This window comes from Pseudomonas sp. JUb42, assembly GCF_024807945.1.
Taxonomy (GTDB): domain Bacteria; phylum Pseudomonadota; class Gammaproteobacteria; order Pseudomonadales; family Pseudomonadaceae; genus Aquipseudomonas.
Genome location: NZ_JANUFD010000023.1, coordinates 1 through 19,094 on the forward strand (window position 1 = coordinate 1; position 19,094 = coordinate 19,094).

At 58.5% G+C, this 19,094-nt stretch carries 12 protein-coding genes and 1 tRNA gene; 9 read left to right on the forward strand and 4 right to left on the reverse strand.

Going from position 1 to position 19,094, the window contains the following annotated elements:
- Positions 1–5 precede the first annotated feature (5 nt).
- Positions 6–92, reverse strand: a tRNA-Leu gene (locus M2401_RS32170).
- 215 nt (positions 93–307) lie between these two features.
- Between M2401_RS32170 and rnr the strand changes: the two genes are divergently transcribed.
- The 7 genes from rnr (at position 308) to dnaB (ending at position 7,573) form a co-directional block, all read left to right on the forward strand.
- Positions 308–2,959 carry a ribonuclease R gene (gene rnr, locus M2401_RS32175; RefSeq protein WP_259110410.1) on the forward strand — a complete coding sequence of 884 codons (2,652 nt, stop codon included), beginning with the start codon at positions 308–310 and terminating at the stop codon, positions 2,957–2,959.
- A complete protein-coding gene (gene rlmB / locus M2401_RS32180) occupies positions 2,956–3,717 on the forward strand; it encodes a 23S rRNA (guanosine(2251)-2'-O)-methyltransferase RlmB (RefSeq protein ID WP_259110412.1) in 762 nt (253 codons plus the stop codon). Before rnr ends, rlmB begins: the two co-directional genes overlap by 4 nt.
- A gap of 251 nt (positions 3,718–3,968) precedes the next feature.
- A complete protein-coding gene (gene rpsF / locus M2401_RS32185) occupies positions 3,969–4,394 on the forward strand; it encodes a 30S ribosomal protein S6 (RefSeq protein ID WP_259110413.1) in 426 nt (141 codons plus the stop codon).
- A gap of 28 nt (positions 4,395–4,422) precedes the next feature.
- Complete coding sequence (rpsR, locus tag M2401_RS32190; RefSeq protein ID WP_002551829.1) at positions 4,423–4,653, forward strand: 30S ribosomal protein S18; 231 nt, start codon at positions 4,423–4,425, stop codon at positions 4,651–4,653.
- Between the two features lie 39 nt (positions 4,654–4,692).
- On the forward strand, positions 4,693–5,589 hold the full coding sequence (locus M2401_RS32195) for a hypothetical protein (RefSeq protein ID WP_259110728.1): 897 nt from the start codon (positions 4,693–4,695) through the stop codon (positions 5,587–5,589).
- 19 nt (positions 5,590–5,608) lie between these two features.
- Positions 5,609–6,055, forward strand: coding sequence for a 50S ribosomal protein L9 (rplI, locus tag M2401_RS32200; RefSeq protein ID WP_259110731.1), 447 nt, complete (start codon positions 5,609–5,611; stop codon positions 6,053–6,055).
- A 123-nt stretch (positions 6,056–6,178) separates the two neighbouring features.
- The gene (dnaB, locus tag M2401_RS32205; RefSeq protein WP_259110734.1) at positions 6,179–7,573 is read left to right on the forward strand and encodes a replicative DNA helicase; all 1,395 of its coding nucleotides are present in this window, start codon (positions 6,179–6,181) and stop codon (positions 7,571–7,573) included.
- Positions 7,574–7,604: 31 nt separating this feature from the next.
- On the opposite strand, the gene M2401_RS32210 is transcribed toward dnaB, so the two are convergent.
- On the reverse strand, positions 7,605–10,505 hold the full coding sequence (locus M2401_RS32210; protein ID WP_259110737.1) for an RHS repeat domain-containing protein: 2,901 nt from the start codon (positions 10,503–10,505) through the stop codon (positions 7,605–7,607).
- A gap of 150 nt (positions 10,506–10,655) precedes the next feature.
- The gene (locus M2401_RS32215; RefSeq protein WP_259110740.1) at positions 10,656–14,978 is read right to left on the reverse strand and encodes a DUF6543 domain-containing protein; all 4,323 of its coding nucleotides are present in this window, start codon (positions 14,976–14,978) and stop codon (positions 10,656–10,658) included.
- 214 nt (positions 14,979–15,192) lie between these two features.
- Here M2401_RS32215 and M2401_RS32220 point away from each other — a divergent pair, with 214 nt between their 5' ends.
- Positions 15,193–17,499 carry a YgiQ family radical SAM protein gene (locus M2401_RS32220; RefSeq protein ID WP_259110743.1) on the forward strand — a complete coding sequence of 769 codons (2,307 nt, stop codon included), beginning with the start codon at positions 15,193–15,195 and terminating at the stop codon, positions 17,497–17,499.
- A 47-nt stretch (positions 17,500–17,546) separates the two neighbouring features.
- Here the strand turns inward: M2401_RS32220 and M2401_RS32225 are convergent, their stop codons facing one another.
- Positions 17,547–18,035, reverse strand: a complete 489-nt coding sequence (locus tag M2401_RS32225; protein WP_259110746.1) for a type VI secretion system tube protein Hcp — start codon at positions 18,033–18,035, stop codon at positions 17,547–17,549.
- Between the two features lie 186 nt (positions 18,036–18,221).
- Between M2401_RS32225 and M2401_RS32230 the strand changes: the two genes are divergently transcribed.
- On the forward strand, positions 18,222–19,094 hold the full coding sequence (locus tag M2401_RS32230) for an NAD synthetase (protein ID WP_259110747.1): 873 nt from the start codon (positions 18,222–18,224) through the stop codon (positions 19,092–19,094).

Below are 19,094 nucleotides of genomic sequence, written 5' to 3' on the forward strand. Positions count from 1 at the left end.
TGAATTGGTGCCCAGAAGAAGACTCGAACTTCCACGACCTTGCGGTCACCAGCACCTGAAGCTGGCGTGTCTACCAATTTCACCATCTGGGCAATTCGTTGATTTCATTCGATAAATCGTTTGATTTCAACTACAACGTGGCGTGTGCCGTCGTTGTGGGGCGCATCTTACGGAGGCAAAACGGGGCTGTAAACCCCCTTTCGTAAAATTTTTTTGAAATAGCGAAAAGGCGCGGCAAATGGTGTCTTCGCGTTTCAATCGGGTATATGCCAAACTAAATGCATACAGACAAGGTGAACTCATACTAATGGCCGATTGGCAGTCCCTCGATCCCGAGGCCGCTCGTGAAGCGGAAAAATACGAAAACCCTATCCCCAGCCGCGAGCTGATTTTGCAGCACCTGTCCGAGCGTGGATCGCCGGCCAGTCGCGAGCAACTGGTGGAAGAGTTTGGTCTGACCACTGAAGATCAGTTCGAGGCCTTGCGCCGCCGCCTGCGGGCGATGGAGCGCGATGCGCAACTGATCTACACCCGCCGCGGGACGTACGCGCCGGTAGATAAGCTCGACCTGATCCTGGGCCGCATCTCCGGTCACCGTGACGGTTTCGGCTTCCTGTGCCCGGACGACGGCTCGGAAGACCTGTTCATGAGCCCGGCGCAGATGCGTCTGGTGTTCGATGGCGACCGCGCCCTGGCCCGGGTTTCCGGCCTGGACCGGCGTGGCCGTCGCGAAGGGGTGATCGTCGAAGTCATCTCCCGTGCCCACGAAAGCATCGTGGGTCGCTACTTCGAAGAAAGCGGCATCGGTTTCGTCGTGCCGGATAATCCGAAGATCCAGCAGGAAGTGTTGGTGACGCCGGGTCGCAACGCCGACGCCAAGGTCGGGCAGTTCGTTGAGGTCAAGATCACGCACTGGCCGACGCCGCGCTTCCAGCCTCAGGGCGATGTGATCGAAGTGGTGGGCAACTACATGGCGCCCGGCATGGAAATCGATGTCGCGCTGCGCACCTACGACATTCCTCACGTCTGGCCAGAGGCCGTGCTCAAGGAAGCGGCCAAGCTCAAGCCGGAAGTCGAAGATAAGGACAAGGAACACCGCGTCGACCTGCGCCATCTGCCGTTCGTCACCATCGACGGCGAAGATGCCCGCGACTTCGACGATGCGGTCTACTGCGAAGCCCGTCCGGGCAAACTGCGCCTGTTCTCCGGCGGCTGGAAGCTCTACGTGGCAATTGCCGACGTCTCCAGCTATGTGAAGATCGGTTCGGCCCTGGATACCGAAGCACAGGTGCGCGGCAACTCGGTGTATTTCCCCGAGCGCGTGGTGCCGATGCTGCCTGAGCAGCTGTCCAACGGCCTGTGCTCGCTGAACCCGCTGGTCGATCGCCTGGCCATGGTCTGTGAAATGACCATCTCCAAGACCGGCGAAATGACCGACTACGTGTTCTACGAAGCGGTCATCCACTCCCATGCGCGCTTGACCTACAACAAAGTCAGCTCGATGCTGGAGCAGCCCAAGACCAGCGAAGCGCGGCAATTGCGCGGCGACTACAAGGAAGTCCTGCCGGACCTCAAGCAGTTGTATGCGCTGTACAAGGTGTTGCTGGGCGCGCGGCATGCCCGCGGTGCCATCGACTTCGAAACCCAGGAAACCCGGATCATTTTCGGCTCCGAGCGCAAGATCGCGGAAATCCGCCCGACCACGCGCAACGATGCTCACAAACTGATCGAAGAGTGCATGCTGGCTGCCAACGTGGCCACCGCCGAATTCCTCAAGAAACACGAGATTCCCGCGCTGTACCGGGTGCACGATGGTCCGCCGCCGGAGCGTCTGGAAAAACTGCGCGCGTTCCTCGGTGAGCTGGGCCTGTCGTTGCACAAAGGCAAGGACGGCCCGACGCCGAAGGACTATCAGGCTCTGCTGGAAACCGTGCGTGAACGCCCGGACTACCATCTGATCCAGACGGTCATGCTGCGTTCGTTGAGCCAAGCGGTCTACACCTCGGACAACAACGGCCACTTCGGCCTGAACTATGAGGCGTACACCCACTTCACCTCGCCGATTCGCCGTTATCCGGACTTGCTGACGCACCGGGCCATCCGCAGCGTCATCCGCTCTAAACAGGAAACGCCGCACGTACGGCGTGCCGGTGCCGCGACCATCCCGAAAGCGCGCATCTATCCTTACGACGAAGCGGGCCTGGAGCAGTTGGGCGAGCAGTGCTCCATGAGCGAGCGCCGTGCCGACGAAGCCACCCGTGACGTGGTCAACTGGCTCAAGTGCGAGTTCATGAAGGATCGCGTTGGCGAGTCCTTCCCGGGTGTGATTACTGCCGTGACCGGTTTCGGCCTGTTCGTCGAGCTGACCGATATCTACGTCGAGGGCCTGGTGCACGTCACCGCCTTGCCGGGCGATTACTACCACTTCGATCCTGTGCATCACCGCCTGGCGGGCGAGCGCACCGGTCGCAGCTTCCGCCTGGGCGACACCGTGGAAGTGCGGGTCATGCGCGTTGATCTTGACGAGCGCAAGATCGACTTCGAAATGTCGGAAAAAACCACGACTGCCCCAGTGGGTCGCAAGCGTCGCAGCAGCGAACCTGCACCGGCTGCTACCCCGGCACCTGCTGCGGCTGCCAAGGAAAAGGCGTCTGCCCCGGCCCGTGCGCCGAGCAAGCGCCCGGCCAAGGCTGATGGGGCTTCCGATGCCTATCGTCCGAGCGATGCCGCTGCCAAGAATGCCGAAGTACGCAAGAGCCGCGAGCTGAAACAGGCTTTGCTGGCGGAGGCAAAGGGCGGCAGCAAGACCTCATCGGGAAAGTCCGGTAAAGCCGGTTCTGCGCCTGCGTCATCGGGCAAGCCTGCTAAACCCAGTAAGCATCGCAAGGGCCCGCCAAAATCGGGCTCGGCATCTGCGGCCGATGGCGGCAGTCTGCGTAAACCTAAGGCCAAGTCATGAGTCAGTTGGAAAAGATCTACGGCGTGCATGCCGTAGAAGCCCTGTTGCGCCACCATCCCAAGCGGGTCAAGCAGATCTGGCTGGCTGAGGGTCGCAGCGACCCGCGTTTCCAGGTCTTGCTGCAATTGGCTGGCGAGAACCGTGTGTCGGTAGGGCAGGCCGAGCGTCGCGAGATGGACGCCTGGGTCGAAGGCGTGCACCAGGGCGTAGTGGCTGAAGTCAGCCCAAGCCAGGTCTGGGGCGAAGCCATGCTCGACGAGTTGCTCGATCGCACCGAAGGTGCACCGCTGTTGCTGGTGCTGGATGGTGTGACCGACCCGCACAACCTCGGCGCCTGCATGCGCACCGCCGATGCCGCCGGTGCGTTGGCAGTCCTGGTGCCCAAGGACAAGTCGGCCACTTTGACACCTGTGGTGCGCAAGGTCGCCTGCGGCGCCGCCGAAGTCATTCCCCTTGTCGCCGTGACCAACCTGGCGCGCACCCTGGAAAAACTCCAGCAGCGCGGCCTGTGGGTCGTCGGTACGGCGGGGGAGGCCGAGCAGGAACTATACGAACAGGACCTGACCGGGCCGATCATCATGATCATGGGCGCCGAAGGCAAAGGCATGCGCCGCCTGACCCGCGAGCATTGCGACTACCTGGTGCGTCTGCCGATGGCCGGTAGCGTCAGCAGCCTGAACGTTTCCGTTGCTACAGGTGTGTGCCTGTTTGAAGCGATGCGCCAGCGCAATGCCAAGGCGGCCGCTGCGCGGAAGTAGTCTAGCTACGAGCTGCGAGCTACAAGCCGAACGACAGTTGCTTTGGCTTGTAGCTCAAGGCTCGCGGCTGGCAACTGCTCCTGTTCAAATAATCACCAATTGCCTTGCACCTGTGCATCCCCTTCTCTACAATTGCGCCCCTTGCTGTCACGGCAGGCGCTGATGTGCCTGTCCCTGAGCAAGACTCACAGTGTCATTCACTCCTTGTCTGACCGCATTTTGCGGCAGGCTACAACCCGTAAGGAGCATTCATGCGTCATTACGAAATCATCTTCCTGGTCCACCCGGATCAGAGCGAACAAGTCGGCGGCATGGTTGAGCGTTATACCAAGCTGATCGAAGAAGACGGCGGCAAAATCCACCGTCTGGAAGACTGGGGCCGTCGTCAACTGGCCTATGCAATCAACAATGTTCACAAGGCTCACTACGTGATGCTGAACGTTGAGTGCACCGGCAAGGCCCTGGCCGAGCTGGAAGACAACTTCCGTTACAACGATGCCGTGATCCGTAACCTGGTCATCCGTCGCGACGAAGCCGTTACCGGCCAGTCCGAGATGCTCAAGGCTGAAGAGAACCGCAGCGAGCGCCGTGAGCGTCGTGACCGTCCTGAGCACTCCGACAGCGCCGATGGCGTTGATGGTGATGACAGCGACGTTAGCGATAACGCTGACGAGTAATCCACGGACCTTTTGAGGAGCCTATTACATGGCACGTTTCTTCCGTCGTCGTAAATTCTGCCGCTTCACCGCTGAAGACGTGAAAGAGATCGATTACAAAGATCTCAACACTCTGAAAGCCTACGTATCCGAGACCGGCAAAATCGTTCCAAGCCGTATCACTGGTACCAAAGCTCGTTATCAGCGTCAGCTGGCCACCGCTATCAAGCGCGCCCGCTTCCTGGCCCTGCTGGCCTACACCGACAGCCACGGCCGCTGAGACCAGGTCGTCGACAAAAAGTAGCAAAGGATAGAACGCATGCGCGCCATGGCTAATTTCATCATGCGCGGTCGCGTGCAGGCCACTTTGATAGTGGCCGGATGTGCGGCATTGCCGCTGTTGTTCTGGTTGAGTGCTGCCGCAGGATGCCTTGTGCTTCTGCGGCGCGGGTTGAGTGATGCCATGGGTGTCCTCGCCTGGGCTCTGCTGCCGGCCTTGGTCTGGTGGTACTACGGTGATCCTCGCATCTTGATGGTGCTGATCGGCTCACTGGGGTTGGCGACGCTTCTGCGCGCCAGCGAATCCTGGGTCCGCGTGCTGCTGGTCAGCGTGGCAATGGGTCTGGTGTATGCCTTGATCCTGGGTGCGGTTTTCCGCGAACCCATCGAAGCGATGGCGCTGGAGTTGGAAAAACTCTTGCCGCGAATCCTCGAAGGGCTCTACCAACAGCTGTCGGTAGAGGAGCGAGCGCGCCTTGGAGCATTGATTGCACCGGTCCTGAACGGCCTGATAGCGGCTTTGCTGCAAATTGTCAGTGTGCTGTGCCTGATTGTCGGGCGTTACTGGCAAGCGTTGTTGTACAACCCGGGTGGTTTCGGGCGCGAGTTTCGCGCTGTCAGACTGCCTCGAGTAGCGGCGTTGGTGCTGTTGGTGTGCATGCTGGTGGGGCCGAATTTCGGTCCGCAGATGGCGATGTTGACACCGTTGTGCAGTGTCCCGCTGGTATTCGCCGGGCTGGCCTTGATGCACGGTCTGGTGGCTGAAAAGCGACTGGCCAGGTTCTGGCTGGTGGGGTTGTACGTCACGCTGCTCATGTTCATGCAGCTGATCTATCCGTTGCTGGTGGCTCTGGCCATTGTCGACAGCCTGATTGATTTTCGCGGTCGCCTGGCGTCGAAGGACGCCGATGATGGCCCTGCGAACGGTGAAGGTTAAAAGTTAAGAGGATTTTCACATGCAACTGATCCTTCTGGAAAAAGTCGCCAACCTGGGCAACCTGGGCGACAAAGTGAACGTTAAGGCCGGTTACGGTCGTAACTTCCTGCTGCCTTACGGCAAAGCCACCGCAGCGACCGCAGCTAACATTGCTGCGTTCGAAGAGCGTCGTGCTGAGCTTGAAAAACTGGCTGCAGACAAGAAAGCTTCTGCCGAAACTCGCGCTGCCCAACTGGCTGAGCTGGAAGTGACTATCACTGCCACCGCTGGCGACGAAGGCAAGCTGTTCGGTTCGATCGGCACCCACGACATCGCTGATGCACTGACCGCCTCTGGCGTTGAAGTTGCGAAAAGCGAAGTTCGTCTGCCGAACGGCACTATCCGTAACGTTGGTGAATTCGATGTAGCCGTGCACCTGCACAGCGACGTTGAAGCAACCGTTCGCGTTGTCGTGGTAGCAGCTTAAGCAGTACGTAATCGTCTGGCGGCCTGGCCGCTGGAGGATTAACATCGGGCACGATCCTGTTTACAGGTCGTGCCCTTTGTCTTTCTGCTATTCCTTTTTGCAAACACCCGAATTCAGGTGGTCATGAACGAACTTTCCGCTCCCGAGCAATACGATCTGCAAACCGCCGCCCTCAAGGTGCCGCCGCATTCCATCGAGGCCGAACAGGCTGTGCTCGGTGGTCTGATGCTGGACAACAACGCCTGGGAACGCGTGCTGGATCAGGTCTCGGACGGCGATTTCTATCGACATGACCACCGCCTGATCTTCCGCGCCATCGCCAAGCTGGCCGACCAGAACAGCCCGATTGACGTGGTGACCCTGGCCGAACAACTGGACAAGGAAGGTCAGACCTCCCAGGTTGGAGGCCTCGGCTACCTCTCGGAACTGGCGAAAAATACGCCGTCCGTCGCCAACATCAAGGCGTACGCGCAGATCGTCCGACAGCGGGCGACCCTGCGGCAGTTGATCGGTATCAGCACCGAAATTGCCGACAGCGCGTTCAACCCGGAAGGCCGCACGGCTGAAGAGATTCTCGATGAGGCCGAACGGCAGATCTTCCAGATCGCCGAAGCGCGGCCCAAGACCGGCGGCCCGGTCAGCGTCAATACGCTGCTGACGGCGGCCATCGATCGCATCGACACGCTGTTCAACAGCGACAACGCCATTACCGGCCTGTCCACCGGCTACACCGACCTCGACGAGAAGACCAGCGGCCTGCAGCCTGCCGACCTGATCATTGTCGCCGGCCGTCCGTCCATGGGTAAGACCACCTTTGCCATGAACCTGGTGGAAAACGCCGTATTGCGCAGCGACAAGGCGGTACTGGTGTATTCCCTGGAGATGCCAGGTGAATCGCTGATCATGCGTATGCTGTCGTCCCTGGGCCGTATCGACCAGACCAAGGTCCGTGCCGGTCGCCTGGATGACGATGACTGGCCGCGCCTGACCTCGGCGGTCAACCTGCTCAACGACCGCAAACTGTTCATCGATGACACCGCCGGTATCAGCCCCTCGGAAATGCGCGCGCGTACACGGCGCCTGGTACGTGAGCACGGCGATATCGCCATGATCATGATCGACTACCTGCAGTTGATGCAGATTCCTGGTTCCGCTGGCGACAACCGTACCAACGAGATTTCCGAGATCTCCCGATCGCTCAAAGCCCTGGCCAAGGAATTCAACTGCCCGGTCATCGCCCTGTCCCAGCTCAACCGCTCCCTGGAGCAACGGCCGAACAAGCGCCCGATCAACTCCGACTTGCGCGAATCCGGAGCGATCGAGCAGGACGCCGACGTGATCATGTTCGTCTACCGCGACGAGGTGTATCACCCGGAGACCGAGCACAAGGGCATCGCGGAAATCATCATCGGTAAACAGCGTAACGGCCCTATCGGTACTACGCGCCTGGCGTTTATCGGTAAGTACACGCGGTTTGAGAACCTGGCGCCGGGTAGTTATAACTTTGATGATGAATAGTGGTCAGACGTCCAAGGGGGAACGGTAAGTTTCATTGCTGAATACGCCGAGCCAGGATATTAGGCCTGTTTTTTCCATGAGTCATTATGGCGTCTGGGCGATGGGTTGAACCGACTATCTTGAAGCCCAGACGATAGTCTCCTCTGCCACCGCCGGCGCCTTCAAGAATGATGTCTGTCGTTGGTATTCCGCCTAAGCCGGTATGGCTGGGGCGATTTGGGTCGTACTTAGCCAGCGCGTCACGTATTGCATCTTCCATTCCAAGCGTTTCGCTTTTTTTCAAAAACTTCGCAATCGTTGAATCTTCAAAAAAACCGTTGATATCTAGCGTGAGCCTGGGTTTACTTGCTCGCTCCAAAGCGGAGACATCCAGCTCTGGCGCCGAACGCCTGCGTTCGTCCGCCCGGGGCAGGGGCAATAATGAGGCTTCTGTTTTTCTTCTTGCTCGTTCATCAGCACTGATAGATGCCCGTGTCGAGCCTTCCTCCATAAGGAACTGATTGATCGTGCTGGTGCTGCTCCTTACACTGGTTGAGGGGGACGGTGCGCTGAGTCTAATCCCGCTTCGTAGCTCTACGGACATAATATCCTTTAGCTTGTTTTGCTTGTTCTCCTTATAAAAATCACGGGCGTTTTTATTCTCGCTAAACCACTGAAAATCCTCGGCCGAACGAATGTCGAATATTCGCAATTGTCCCTGCCTGGTGTTTGCTACTTGTACCCACTCGACGGGGCCCTGAGCGTTTTTCACGTTTTTCAATAGTTTTGCAGTCTCTGTCTCGTTAAGGCTGAACTCTTGCGTTTGTAGATCTACATGGCTCCTTATAGCCTCAGCGTGCGCGTGCTCGGCTTGTCTCCTTCGCAGCCAGTTCGCTCCAAGGCCTGCAGCTAAAGTTATCAATACCGTCGCAATGCCGATCAGCGCAGCAGTCACGTCGAACCCCTGCCGTCCTTGTTGGTCTGCATGATTAATCGGGTTGTTGGCCACCATGCGATATAGGTTCAGGCCATCCACAGCCCCGCCCGGATCCGGGCTGATCCATCTCTGCAACCACGGCGCGTAATACCGCAGACCATAATAATAAAGCCCGCTGGCATCACGTTCCTTACCGGAATAACGAATGACCTTGTACTTCGCTTCGACGGCGGAGTGGGCCGCCCACCAGGCTGTGCTGCCGAACGGGTAATAGCCTTCATGGCTGATCAGGCGCGCCTCGCTGTCCAGTTCCAGAGTGCAGGAGCCCAAATGATCATCGACGCTGTAGCGCAGTTGATCATTGGCAATACCTTCGGGTTTGCGCTCAACCCAATGCAGGTAACGCACATTGGCGCGCCCGGCTTGCAGGGTGACCACTTCGAGGCGTTCGCCGCTGACGCTATCGGTGCGGATCTCCAGGCCCGGCAGATAGCGTACTTCACGGTTGTGTTGCACGGCTTTCGCTTGGGCCGTGGCGGTCTTGCGCAGGCGCAGGCCGGTGGCGTCGTAGGCATAGCGCTCGCAATCATTATTGCCATTGGCCCGGGTCAGCGAATTGGCTTCCAGCAACTGATTGCGCGCATCCCAGCGCAAGGCTTGCCCGGCCGTCAGTGTCTGCAAGTTGCCATTGGCGTCAAACTGCGTGGTGAAGTCGGGCGGCGCTTCGCCTTCCTGCCAGGGTAGCGCCCGGTTGCTGTCTTCGGCGACACGCATATGGCGGGTGTAGGGCTGTGCGCCTTCATGCTTGAGCTCAAGCAGGCTACCGGCTTCGTCGTATTGGTAGTGCTGGATGTAATTGAGTAACTGGCTGGTATCCAGAGGCAGGTTGGCCAGTTCGGGCAACTCCGGTCGAATGCTCGCCCCAGCGATTTCGCGTCCGGTGGCCTCGATTAGTTGATAAAGGCTGTCGTACTTATAGCGATTGATCGGATCAATGCGCTGATTGGAAAAGTGCCGGGTCGATTGCGCCCGATCTTCGATGCTGATTACGTTGCCACTTGGATCATATTCATAAAGCAGATGCTGCAACGTTTCGCTATTTGACCGGGTAGCGATCAATTCCCGCAGGCGCCCATCCGCCAGGTCGAACAGTGCCTGGCTGAGCACGCCATTACCGGCCGTCTGGGCTTCGATCTGGGCAAAGGCGTTGTAATGCACCTCATGCAACAGTGTTTGCTCGCTTGCGTATTCGGGGGTCAGGTTAATTTCTTTTAATTGTCCCCAGACGCCGTAGGTAAACGCCTGTTGATTACCCAGTGCGTCTGTCTGGGTGAGCATGTCGTCTGTCGGGCTGTAGGTGAATTGTGTGGTTGCACCTTGGCCGGGTTCCAGCAGATCCTCGATAAGTGCCGAATCCGCCGGCCAGTCCGGCAATTCCAGGCTATTGAGGAAACGCCGCTTTTGCTCCAGAACCTGGCCGGTAATCCCGCAGGCCAGCACCTGTTCGCTGCCTGCACCATCGTCGTTGCGGATCAAGCGGCCACACAGGTTGTCGGCAGCGGCTTGCCCTGAGTTGTCGGCGTAAGTGAAGCGCTCCGATGTCCGTAACCCTTGGTCGCCGGATTGCTCGTGCACAGCAGATGGTCGCAGGAATTCGTCGTAATCTGTCAACCAGTGGCTGCCCCGGGCATCCCAGCTTTCAAGTGGCTGCCCGGCTTCACCGAGCAAAGACACCTGCCAACCCGCATCGACACTGTCGACCGCCAGCGCGCTGCCGGACAGGCTGAATACTGTAGCCAGATTGGGGCGTGTTGCAGGGGTGTGATCAAGGCGCGCGGACAGGCGCGCGTCCCAAGTGGCAATGGCTCGGGCTGCCGGATCATAGTGCCGCCTTTCAGTGCGGGCTTGCGCACTGTCACCCACCCGGGCCCGGTGATAGGTGACGTGACGAACATCCAGGCCTCGCCCGTCAATGACCTGTAGTGAGGGCGTTTTTGCGTGCAGGGCATGGGGCATGGCTATGCTCCCGGCGTGCTGTTATCTAAAACGTAGCCCATTTCCATATGAGGGACCGGCTCTGGCCGGGAATACGTTTTCCCGGCTAAAGCCGGTCCCACAGAAAAGCTAAATTAATTCAGTTGATTGAGGTTCCCGGGGGAGGCGTACCTATACGAATTTTTCCGACAACAGGATCTCCCGCACCTGCGCACCGCCCAGGGTGCCGCGATGAATCTCATGGCGGCGCCCGGACTGGGCTTCCTGGATCTGCGTTTGCGCACCCTGGAATCGCTGATCAGGCCGCTTCAGGTGCGCCGCACCGAATGCCGGCGCGTCGCTGGCCAGCTCTGCGTAGTGCAGATGGGCATAGGCCCAGACCTGATTGCGGTCTTTTATCTTCAGTTCGAATTCGTCGATATAGTCGCGCGTTGCGTGTTGCCGGCTGCTTTTCCTGACTCGCTCCATCGGCATGCGCTCTTCATGGGTCTTGCGCACGCTCAGGTTGTTGCTGTCAGCCAGGTACTGCAGGTCGTTGGCGCTGGGTGCATTGTTGCTGATGATCAAGTCCAGGCGCAGGTTTTGGCCTTTTTGCCTGAGGTAGTGCGCCTGCTCACGCAGCTCTGTGGTCCTTCCCAGGGCTTGGCGGCGATCTTCAGAGTTGATGAACTGCGTCGAAGCGTCCTGGATTTCCTGCGCCAGCTCTTCAAGGCGGTTGGCCTGATATTCCAGCAAGCCTTGGGGGGCGGAGGGGGTGGAGTCATTTTTCCTGCCCAGATAATCCGCCAGCGACTCACTGTGTCGGGCTTCATCGATCAGCTTGCGGGCAGAAGCGTCGTAGCTTGGCCAGGCCGGAGCTGAAACGGTGTTGCCGCTGGCGGTGCGCTCCCGTGGCTTGCTGTTCTCGACCCAATACTGGCCATTGCTGGACAGCAGATAGGTCGCCTTGCGCTGGCCACGACTGTCGAGAATGTCGACAATATTGGGGTTGTCACTGCGGGGCTTGCCGCTGAGCACCTGATCGTCCTGAGTGCGTATCTCTACTCGATTTTTTTGCGCCGGAGCGGGCGGGGCTGTGTTGGCGGCGGCTTTTTCCGGTTTTTTCTTCTTGCCTGGAACGGGCCTGCTACGGCTTTGCGGCTCAGGCGGCTCGGGAAATTCATCGAGTTTGGTCAGCAGGCGATCAATCTCATCGTGAGCCAGACCGCGAAGGCGCTCTACTGCCGAGATGATGTATTTATTGGATGTCTGCATCTGTTCGAAAGGGGCTGGGTCTTTCAGGTCGACCGGGAGTTTGTCCAGTGCCTGGACTTCCAGCTCGCTGCTGCTGGTGTAGACATCAATGATGGCGCCGTAATTATGGGAAACATTATCCAGCAGGCAGACCGCGTCGATGAGTGCTTCGCGCTTGTAGGCGAAAGCAGCCGGTAGAGCGGCGAAGTCGGTTTTCGCGACTTTTGCATGCTGTATCAACTGATGATGCAGACTGCCCAGGCTCATATGCTTGAGTTGGTAATAGTTATCCCCGGCAGTGATCAGGTAGGCGGAGGCGTTGGGTTTTTCCAGATGCACCAGCAGTTCGTTGGCGGCGGTCGTAAAGTGATGCTTGCCCATCACGTATTGCACCCGTTGCGTCTCGGTTTTTTCGCGAATTTCCTTGAGACGATCGACTTTCGGCCCGCCGCTGATCAGCCCGACAATGGCGCCGACCCAGATGCCCTGCTCATTGCGGGTGATCGGCTCACTGCGCCCTGGACGGGTACCCACGTAGATATTGCCGACATCCTTGGCGACCGAATCGTCTGGCCTGACGATGCGCATGATCTTGCGCGTTGGGCTCGAAGCGTCAAGGTCGTGCAGCACCTGATAGAACTCGCCTTCGATCTGCACGTAGAGTTTGCCGTTATCGGTGTAGAGACCGTCGCTGTCGATCGTCGCGGTGCTGCGGTATTCGACGCCCTGACGAAAGGCTGCGAGGCGTGTCGTACTGAGCGCGTAAGTGGCCGGTGACGCCAGCAAATCCTCAATGATTGTCACGTTGAGCCGGGCCTGGCTGAAAAGTGCTTCTGTCAGTTTGCGCCCGTCATGAATCTGATAGTTCAGGCCTTCGCGCTGGCTATTGCTCAGGGTGCGCAACAACATTGAGGCCAGCGCATGTTCGCTGCCGATGGGTTGCAGCATGTCGTCGTTGGTCCGGTCGTACCCCGCATATTGATCATCGAGCCTGGCTAAAATGAGGGCACTGCTGGCGGACTCGTTGCCGTAGGTTGCCAGCAAGCGCGGGGTCCTGAAGATCTCGCCGCTGAACCCGCGCGTGCCTTGATACACCTGAATGCAAAGCTCATCAGGCCAGCCGTGCTGCACGGTCAGCAGATTGCAGAGCAGTGCCTCGCCATCCGGTGCCATGCGCCTACCCTTGGGATCATTAAGTGCATTGAAGGCGCTGAGCAGGCGGGCTTGCACGTTGTCGCCCGGATGTGGTGTCAGCATCAACGAGTCCGGACTTGGGTGTGGCTGTTGATCAAGGCCGCGTCGCCATTGCAGGTCACGAATGGCGTGTTCCAGGAGTGGAGCGATCTGGCCTTCGCCGTGCCAGATGGCTTCCAGCTCTGCGCGGGTCACCTGGGTCAGCGTCTGAAGATACTGAATATCCTCACGACTCAATGTCGGCCTGTCAGGGCGCAGCATGCTCTGCAACAGCTCGGTACTGGTCAGGTGGCTGACATCGACCGGCGCCAGGCGCCAATGACCGTGTTGCGGGTCGTAGCGCAGAGCGGGCTGGTACTGCCGTGGGTCGGCATGTTTGAGGCGGTACTGCCCGAGATCTTTGTCGTGGGAAAGTTCGCCAATTCGTGTCTGATCCTCGACCTGAATCAGCGCATAGAGCCGCTGGTTCTTTCTGAAAAGACCGTGCTCATCTGCACTTATTCCATCCAGGATTTTGGCGTCGATCCCGGTATAAGGCTTTAGATCTGCGAGCCACAGGCCGCGCTCGCCGTTGTTCCGCTCCACCTCCCGAGGCGTCCCTATGGCCTTGATCAGCTGGCGGGTGCGCTGGGCCGACAATCGGGCGCCAATACCCTGGATATGGCCGCTGATCACCAGATCGGCAATATCGCCAACGGCCTGAACAAAATCCGCAGACTGGCCACGAGACAGGGCCTCTCCAGCGCTGAGGGTGTTGTGGGCCAACAGCCCGAGAGTGGCGCCGAGCATCAGACGATTGAGCCCGGTGACCCCGCCAGGCATGGGGAGGGTAAGCAGCTCGAGTATTTCGCTGCCGATGTATTTCAGGGTTTTAGTCACCCGTTGCAGGTCACTGCTCGCGGTCGATGTGGTGAGGTGTTGCAGATCTTCGGCGATGACCCGTCTCTGACGCAGGGCCATGGCGGTCAGCAGCGAGTGGCTGGTCGGCTTCGAGATATTTGGTTCGGCACGAATATGGATTCGCGTGGCAGGGGAGGCCTGAGTGCCGAATGCCCGGTAAAGATGCCTGGCCAGCCAGTTCAACTGGCTTTCGTCCACGATCCGGGTTTGCAGCTCACCGAGCAGGGTGGCCTGATCGGTCAGGGAAATTCCGCGCAGCAACCACTCAATTCGATCGGCCGTGGCATCGGTGCAGATCTGTTCGCGCAGTGATTCGATAGCCTGGGCCGGGTCGGCATGATGGCGCAATGCACCGTGCGGGCGGCGGGGGAAATAGCTGAAGACACCGCTGCTGTACGGCAGGCGGATGACGCAGAATGGCAAGCCCAGAGTGTCCGGCCGCCCGAGTAAAGGGACGCCGAACTGCAAATGGAAAAACGTCCACTCCAGACCTTTGGCGCCGGGCGGTATGTGAAATAGCTGGACGCTATCCTCCAGCGCTTGTCCGCTGAGGGCTTTACTGCGAGCGGCTTCCAGCACATCCAACTCAATGCACGCTGTGCAATGGTTGATGACCAACGGTTTGATCGTCGTCTGCAGTTGCTCGTCCAGGGCCAGGCGCAGGCGTGTTGCGAAGTCGAACTGACGAACGGTTTTGATAAAGTCCACTACGCTGAGGCCGGGGACCGGGGCTGCCAACGGATCGCCGGAGTGGCTGTTGAGGGTGCTGGCGCGCTGAAAGTCGAGGCCGGAATGCAGGCCGCTCCCCAGGTTGAAAGCGAAGTTTTCTTTCGCTGCCTGCCATAACGTCCGTGGTGCGGTGTATCCGGGTAGGCGCGTGTGCAGCCAGGTGTGGTCCAGGTCCAGGTTCTGCCCGCACTTGTCCCGTAACAGCGCGGCCAGATCGCGGCGGGCAGACTCTTCAAAAGCCTTTTTGAAGCCTTGAATAGCCTCGGCCAATTCGTTGCGCGCCTGGGGCTCGCTGCGGCAAAGCTGCACATAGCGCTGGCGCCGCTCAATACTCAAGTCGGCGAGATGGGCGCTGAGCCTGGTTTCAATCAGGTTCAAGGCCTGATAGTCGGACCAGGTTTCGCTGGTCATCAGAAGGTCGTCGCTATTTTGCGTCATGCTGGCGTTGCCTTTGTATGAAAAAAGGCAAGCTAACTGCATGTTTCAGGCGCCCGGTCGGTAGATATCTGTCGTGTTGCCCGCCGGTTGTCGACCCGTTGGTCAGCCCTTGGCAGGCGAAGTGCTTAATCCGACGCTCACCGTCGGATTTGGTTAAATTTTGTGCTATATTCCGCGGCCGCGATTTTCCCTGAACACTCTACCGGTCATCGACATGCAAGCAGCCAAGCCGTTATTTGACTATCCCAAGTACTGGGCCGAATGTTTCGGACCAGCGCCTTTCCTGCCCATGAGCCGGGAAGAGATGGATCAGCTTGGCTGGGATTCCTGCGACATCATCATCGTCACCGGTGATGCCTACGTTGATCACCCGTCGTTCGGCATGGCGATCATTGGCCGGCTGCTGGAGTCCCAGGGCTTTCGCGTGGGGATCATCGCTCAGCCGAACTGGCAGTCCAAAGACGACTTCATGAAACTCGGCGAGCCGAACCTGTTCTTCGGTGTCGCTGCTGGCAACATGGATTCGATGATCAACCGCTACACCGCCGACAAGAAAATCCGCTCCGACGACGCCTACACCCCTGGCGGCATGGCCGGCAAACGCCCGGACCGCGCCAGCCTGGTGTACAGCCAGCGCTGCAAGGAAGCCTACAAGCATGTGCCGATCGTGCTCGGCGGCATCGAGGCTTCGCTGCGCCGCATCGCCCACTACGACTACTGGCAGGACAAGGTGCGCAACTCGATCCTGATCGATGCCAGTGCCGATATCCTGCTGTACGGCAACGCCGAGCGGGCCATTGTCGAAGTCGCCCAGCGCCTGTCGTGGGGCCACAAGATCGAAGACATCACCGACGTGCGCGGCACCGCGTTCATCCGTCGTGATACGCCGCAAGGCTGGTACGAAGTCGACTCCACGCGCATCGACCGTCCGGGCAAGATCGACAAGATCATCAACCCGTATGTGAATACCCAGGACACCCAAGCCTGCGCCATCGAGCAGGAAAAGGGGCCGGTTGAAGACCCGAACGAAGCCAAGGTCGTGCAGATCCTGGCGAGCCCGCGCATGACCCGTGACAAGACCGTCATTCGCCTGCCGTCCGTGGAAAAAGTGCGTAACGACGCGGTCCTGTATGCCCACGCCAACCGCGTGCTGCACCTGGAAACCAACCCCGGCAACGCCCGTGCCCTGGTGCAGAGGCATGGCGAAGTGGACGTCTGGTTCAACCCGCCGCCGATTCCCATGACCACTGAAGAAATGGACTACGTGTTCGGTATGCCCTATGCGCGTGTTCCGCACCCGGTCTATGGCAAGGAGAAGATCCCGGCCTACGACATGATTCGTTTCTCGGTGAACATCATGCGCGGCTGCTTCGGTGGCTGTACTTTCTGCTCGATCACCGAGCACGAAGGCCGGATCATCCAGAACCGTTCCGAAGAGTCGATCATTCGCGAGATCGAAGAGATCCGCGACAAGGTGCCAGGCTTCACCGGCGTCATTTCCGACCTCGGCGGCCCGACCGCGAACATGTACCGCATCGCCTGCAAGAGCCCGGAAATCGAATCCGCCTGCCGCAAGCCGTCGTGCGTGTTCCCCGGCATCTGCCCAAACCTGAACACCGACCACTCGTCGCTGATCCAGCTCTATCGCAGCGCTCGTGCACTGCCGGGTGTGAAGAAGATCCTGATCGCCTCCGGCCTGCGCTATGACCTGGCTGTCGAGTCGCCGGAATACGTCAAGGAACTGGTGACCCACCACGTCGGTGGCTACCTGAAGATCGCCCCGGAACACACCGAGGAAGGTCCGCTCAACCAGATGATGAAACCGGGCATCGGCAGCTATGACAAGTTCAAGCGCATGTTCGAGAAGTATTCAAAAGAGGCGGGCAAGGAGCAGTACCTGATCCCGTACTTCATCGCCGCCCACCCCGGCACCACCGATGAAGACATGATGAACCTGGCGCTGTGGCTCAAGGGCAACGGTTTCCGTGCCGATCAGGTACAGGCGTTCTACCCGTCGCCAATGGCTTCGGCGACCGCCATGTACCACTCCGGCAAGAACCCGCTGCGCAAGGTCACCTACAAGAGCGACTCGGTGACTATCGTCAAGAGCGAGGAACAGCGTCGCCTGCACAAGGCTTTCCTGCGCTACCACGACCCTAAAGGCTGGCCGATGCTGCGCGAAGCGCTGATCCGCATGGGCCGTGCCGACCTGATCGGCGCGGGCAAGGATCAACTGATTCCTGCGCACCAGCCGACCACCGACAGCTACCAGAGCGCCCGTCGCAAGAACTCGACGCCGGCTGGCAGCCATAAGGTCGCCAAGGAAACCACCACCAAAATCCTCACCCAGCACACCGGCCTGCCACCTCGCGCCAGCGACGGCAGCAAGCCGTGGGACAAGCGCGAACAAGCCAAGGCCGCCGCCGAAGCCCGCAACAGGCAGGCCGCCAAGGAGCGCATCGACGCCGCCAAGGGCAAAGGCCCGAAAGCACCGAAGCGCAAACCGGCAGTGCCGCGTTAAGCGTCTTTGAGTGATAAAAAACGCCAGCTTTCGAGCTGGCGTTTTTTTTAGATTTTTTCGTTTTGACGGATGTTCCAGCCGTATTTGACGGGGCCGCCTTCTTTGCTGCCGTCGGCATTTTGCGGTTGATAACTGACCTCTACCTTGGCGAAATTGAGGGCGATGCTTTCCTTGAGGGTTTCGTCACTGGTGCCCGCATCGGTGTCGTAAGACGCGACCATGACCTCCTTCAATGTGATGATCATGTACTCAACCGGGCTGCTACCGCCCGCTTTGCGGATGGTGAGGGTGGCTTGCGGATAATGCTTGCCACTTGAGCAGGCCATCATCAAGTTCGGGGAAGATTTATCCAGCGATTTGCAAAGACTCAGGTTGCCGATATTAACTTTGCCTGCGCCCCCACCACTGCCCTGATGCATCGAGCCGGACTGCGACATGCCCCATTGAAACTTCTCAATATCAATCTCTTCCTTGTGCACGCTGTCCTTGGATTCTCCCTTTATATCGCCCAACTTCAAAAACATATCGATAGCCATGAACGCTCCCTTAAAAACAATGGTCGACGAATTGTCGGTCAGCACTTTTTCTTACTGGGGAGTTGATCGCAAGAGAGTAAGAGTGGAACGAGACCGTTCACACACAGCTAAGAGAGATTTCCTACATCGTTGTAGAAGATGACTGCCTATTCTCGTTCGCTCTGGCTTGGTAAAAAGGGAAAAGGGATGAGTTCCATACAACTTCGGGATGGGTTTTCCGTTGCAAGAAGCTTGGCGAGGGAGCACATCGAAAGCGCTGTGGATCTCAGGAAGCTGTTTCGTGTCATCGATAGCGATCCGGCAATTGTCGGTGCCGGGGTTGTCTTCATTGATGGCGATTTCAATGTGGTAACGCTCAGGGAGTTTCAGCCGATTTGTAGTGTTGCTGTGAAGCGAGTGATTTTGCGAGAAGCGCCAGGACATATGGGGGCACAGGAGTTTCACAGGGCGCTGGAGTCGAATACTCGCGAATCTAAGCTAGTAATGGACGCGGTATCTACTGTGGCCGCATGCGGCGGAGCTTATCTAAGTTGGACAGTAGTATACGGCGGGATAATGGTTGTACCTGTCACCGCAGGCGTAAGCTTGGTGGTATCGGCAATAGGTGTGGTCTCCGCAGTGGCGGGGTCTGCTCAGTGCGTAGTGGGCGTATTGCGAGTCGCTGCTGAGATTTTGGACCCGAAGGGTCTGGATAAGGTGGATTCCGAGGAGTGGTATCAAACCATGATGGCAGTGCTTGATGGCATAACTCTTACAGGCGCAGCCCTGTCTATGTTCTCAATCATGCGGCACGTACTGGTTACAAGAGCCGCTACTAGAAAGACTTACCGGGAAATACTTCGGGGATTATCTCGTCGGGAGAGGTTGGCACTTACAGCTGAGGTGCACAAATATAGAAAGGATTTTATTGGGCTTCCCAAACGCTATACAAATGCACAAATCCGGCAGCAAACTTATACTCAGCTGAGGGATTTAATAGCTGTAGGGGCAACTGTCGGCGGTAGTCTGATCTCGGGGAATTTAAAGCCGATAGCGGTTGCGGTGTATGGGGAGTTTTGA

What these genes read in the sequence shown, in the direction of transcription:
- rpsR (WP_002551829.1), top strand. Translation starts at nt 4,423, where the DNA reads ATGGCACGTTTCTTCCGTCGTCGTAAATTCTGCCGCTTCACCGCTGAA.
- rlmB (WP_259110412.1), top strand. Translation starts at nt 2,956, where the DNA reads ATGAGTCAGTTGGAAAAGATCTACGGCGTGCATGCCGTAGAAGCCCTG.
- rplI (WP_259110731.1), top strand. Translation starts at nt 5,609, where the DNA reads ATGCAACTGATCCTTCTGGAAAAAGTCGCCAACCTGGGCAACCTGGGC.
- M2401_RS32220 (WP_259110743.1), top strand. Translation starts at nt 15,193, where the DNA reads ATGCAAGCAGCCAAGCCGTTATTTGACTATCCCAAGTACTGGGCCGAA.
- rnr (WP_259110410.1), top strand. Translation starts at nt 308, where the DNA reads ATGGCCGATTGGCAGTCCCTCGATCCCGAGGCCGCTCGTGAAGCGGAA.
- dnaB (WP_259110734.1), top strand. Translation starts at nt 6,179, where the DNA reads ATGAACGAACTTTCCGCTCCCGAGCAATACGATCTGCAAACCGCCGCC.
- rpsF (WP_259110413.1), top strand. Translation starts at nt 3,969, where the DNA reads ATGCGTCATTACGAAATCATCTTCCTGGTCCACCCGGATCAGAGCGAA.
- M2401_RS32230 (WP_259110747.1), top strand. Translation starts at nt 18,222, where the DNA reads ATGAGTTCCATACAACTTCGGGATGGGTTTTCCGTTGCAAGAAGCTTG.
- M2401_RS32195 (WP_259110728.1), top strand. Translation starts at nt 4,693, where the DNA reads ATGCGCGCCATGGCTAATTTCATCATGCGCGGTCGCGTGCAGGCCACT.
- M2401_RS32225 (WP_259110746.1), bottom strand. Translation starts at nt 18,035, where the DNA reads ATGGCTATCGATATGTTTTTGAAGTTGGGCGATATAAAGGGAGAATCC.
- M2401_RS32215 (WP_259110740.1), bottom strand. Translation starts at nt 14,978, where the DNA reads ATGACGCAAAATAGCGACGACCTTCTGATGACCAGCGAAACCTGGTCC.
- M2401_RS32210 (WP_259110737.1), bottom strand. Translation starts at nt 10,505, where the DNA reads ATGCCCCATGCCCTGCACGCAAAAACGCCCTCACTACAGGTCATTGAC.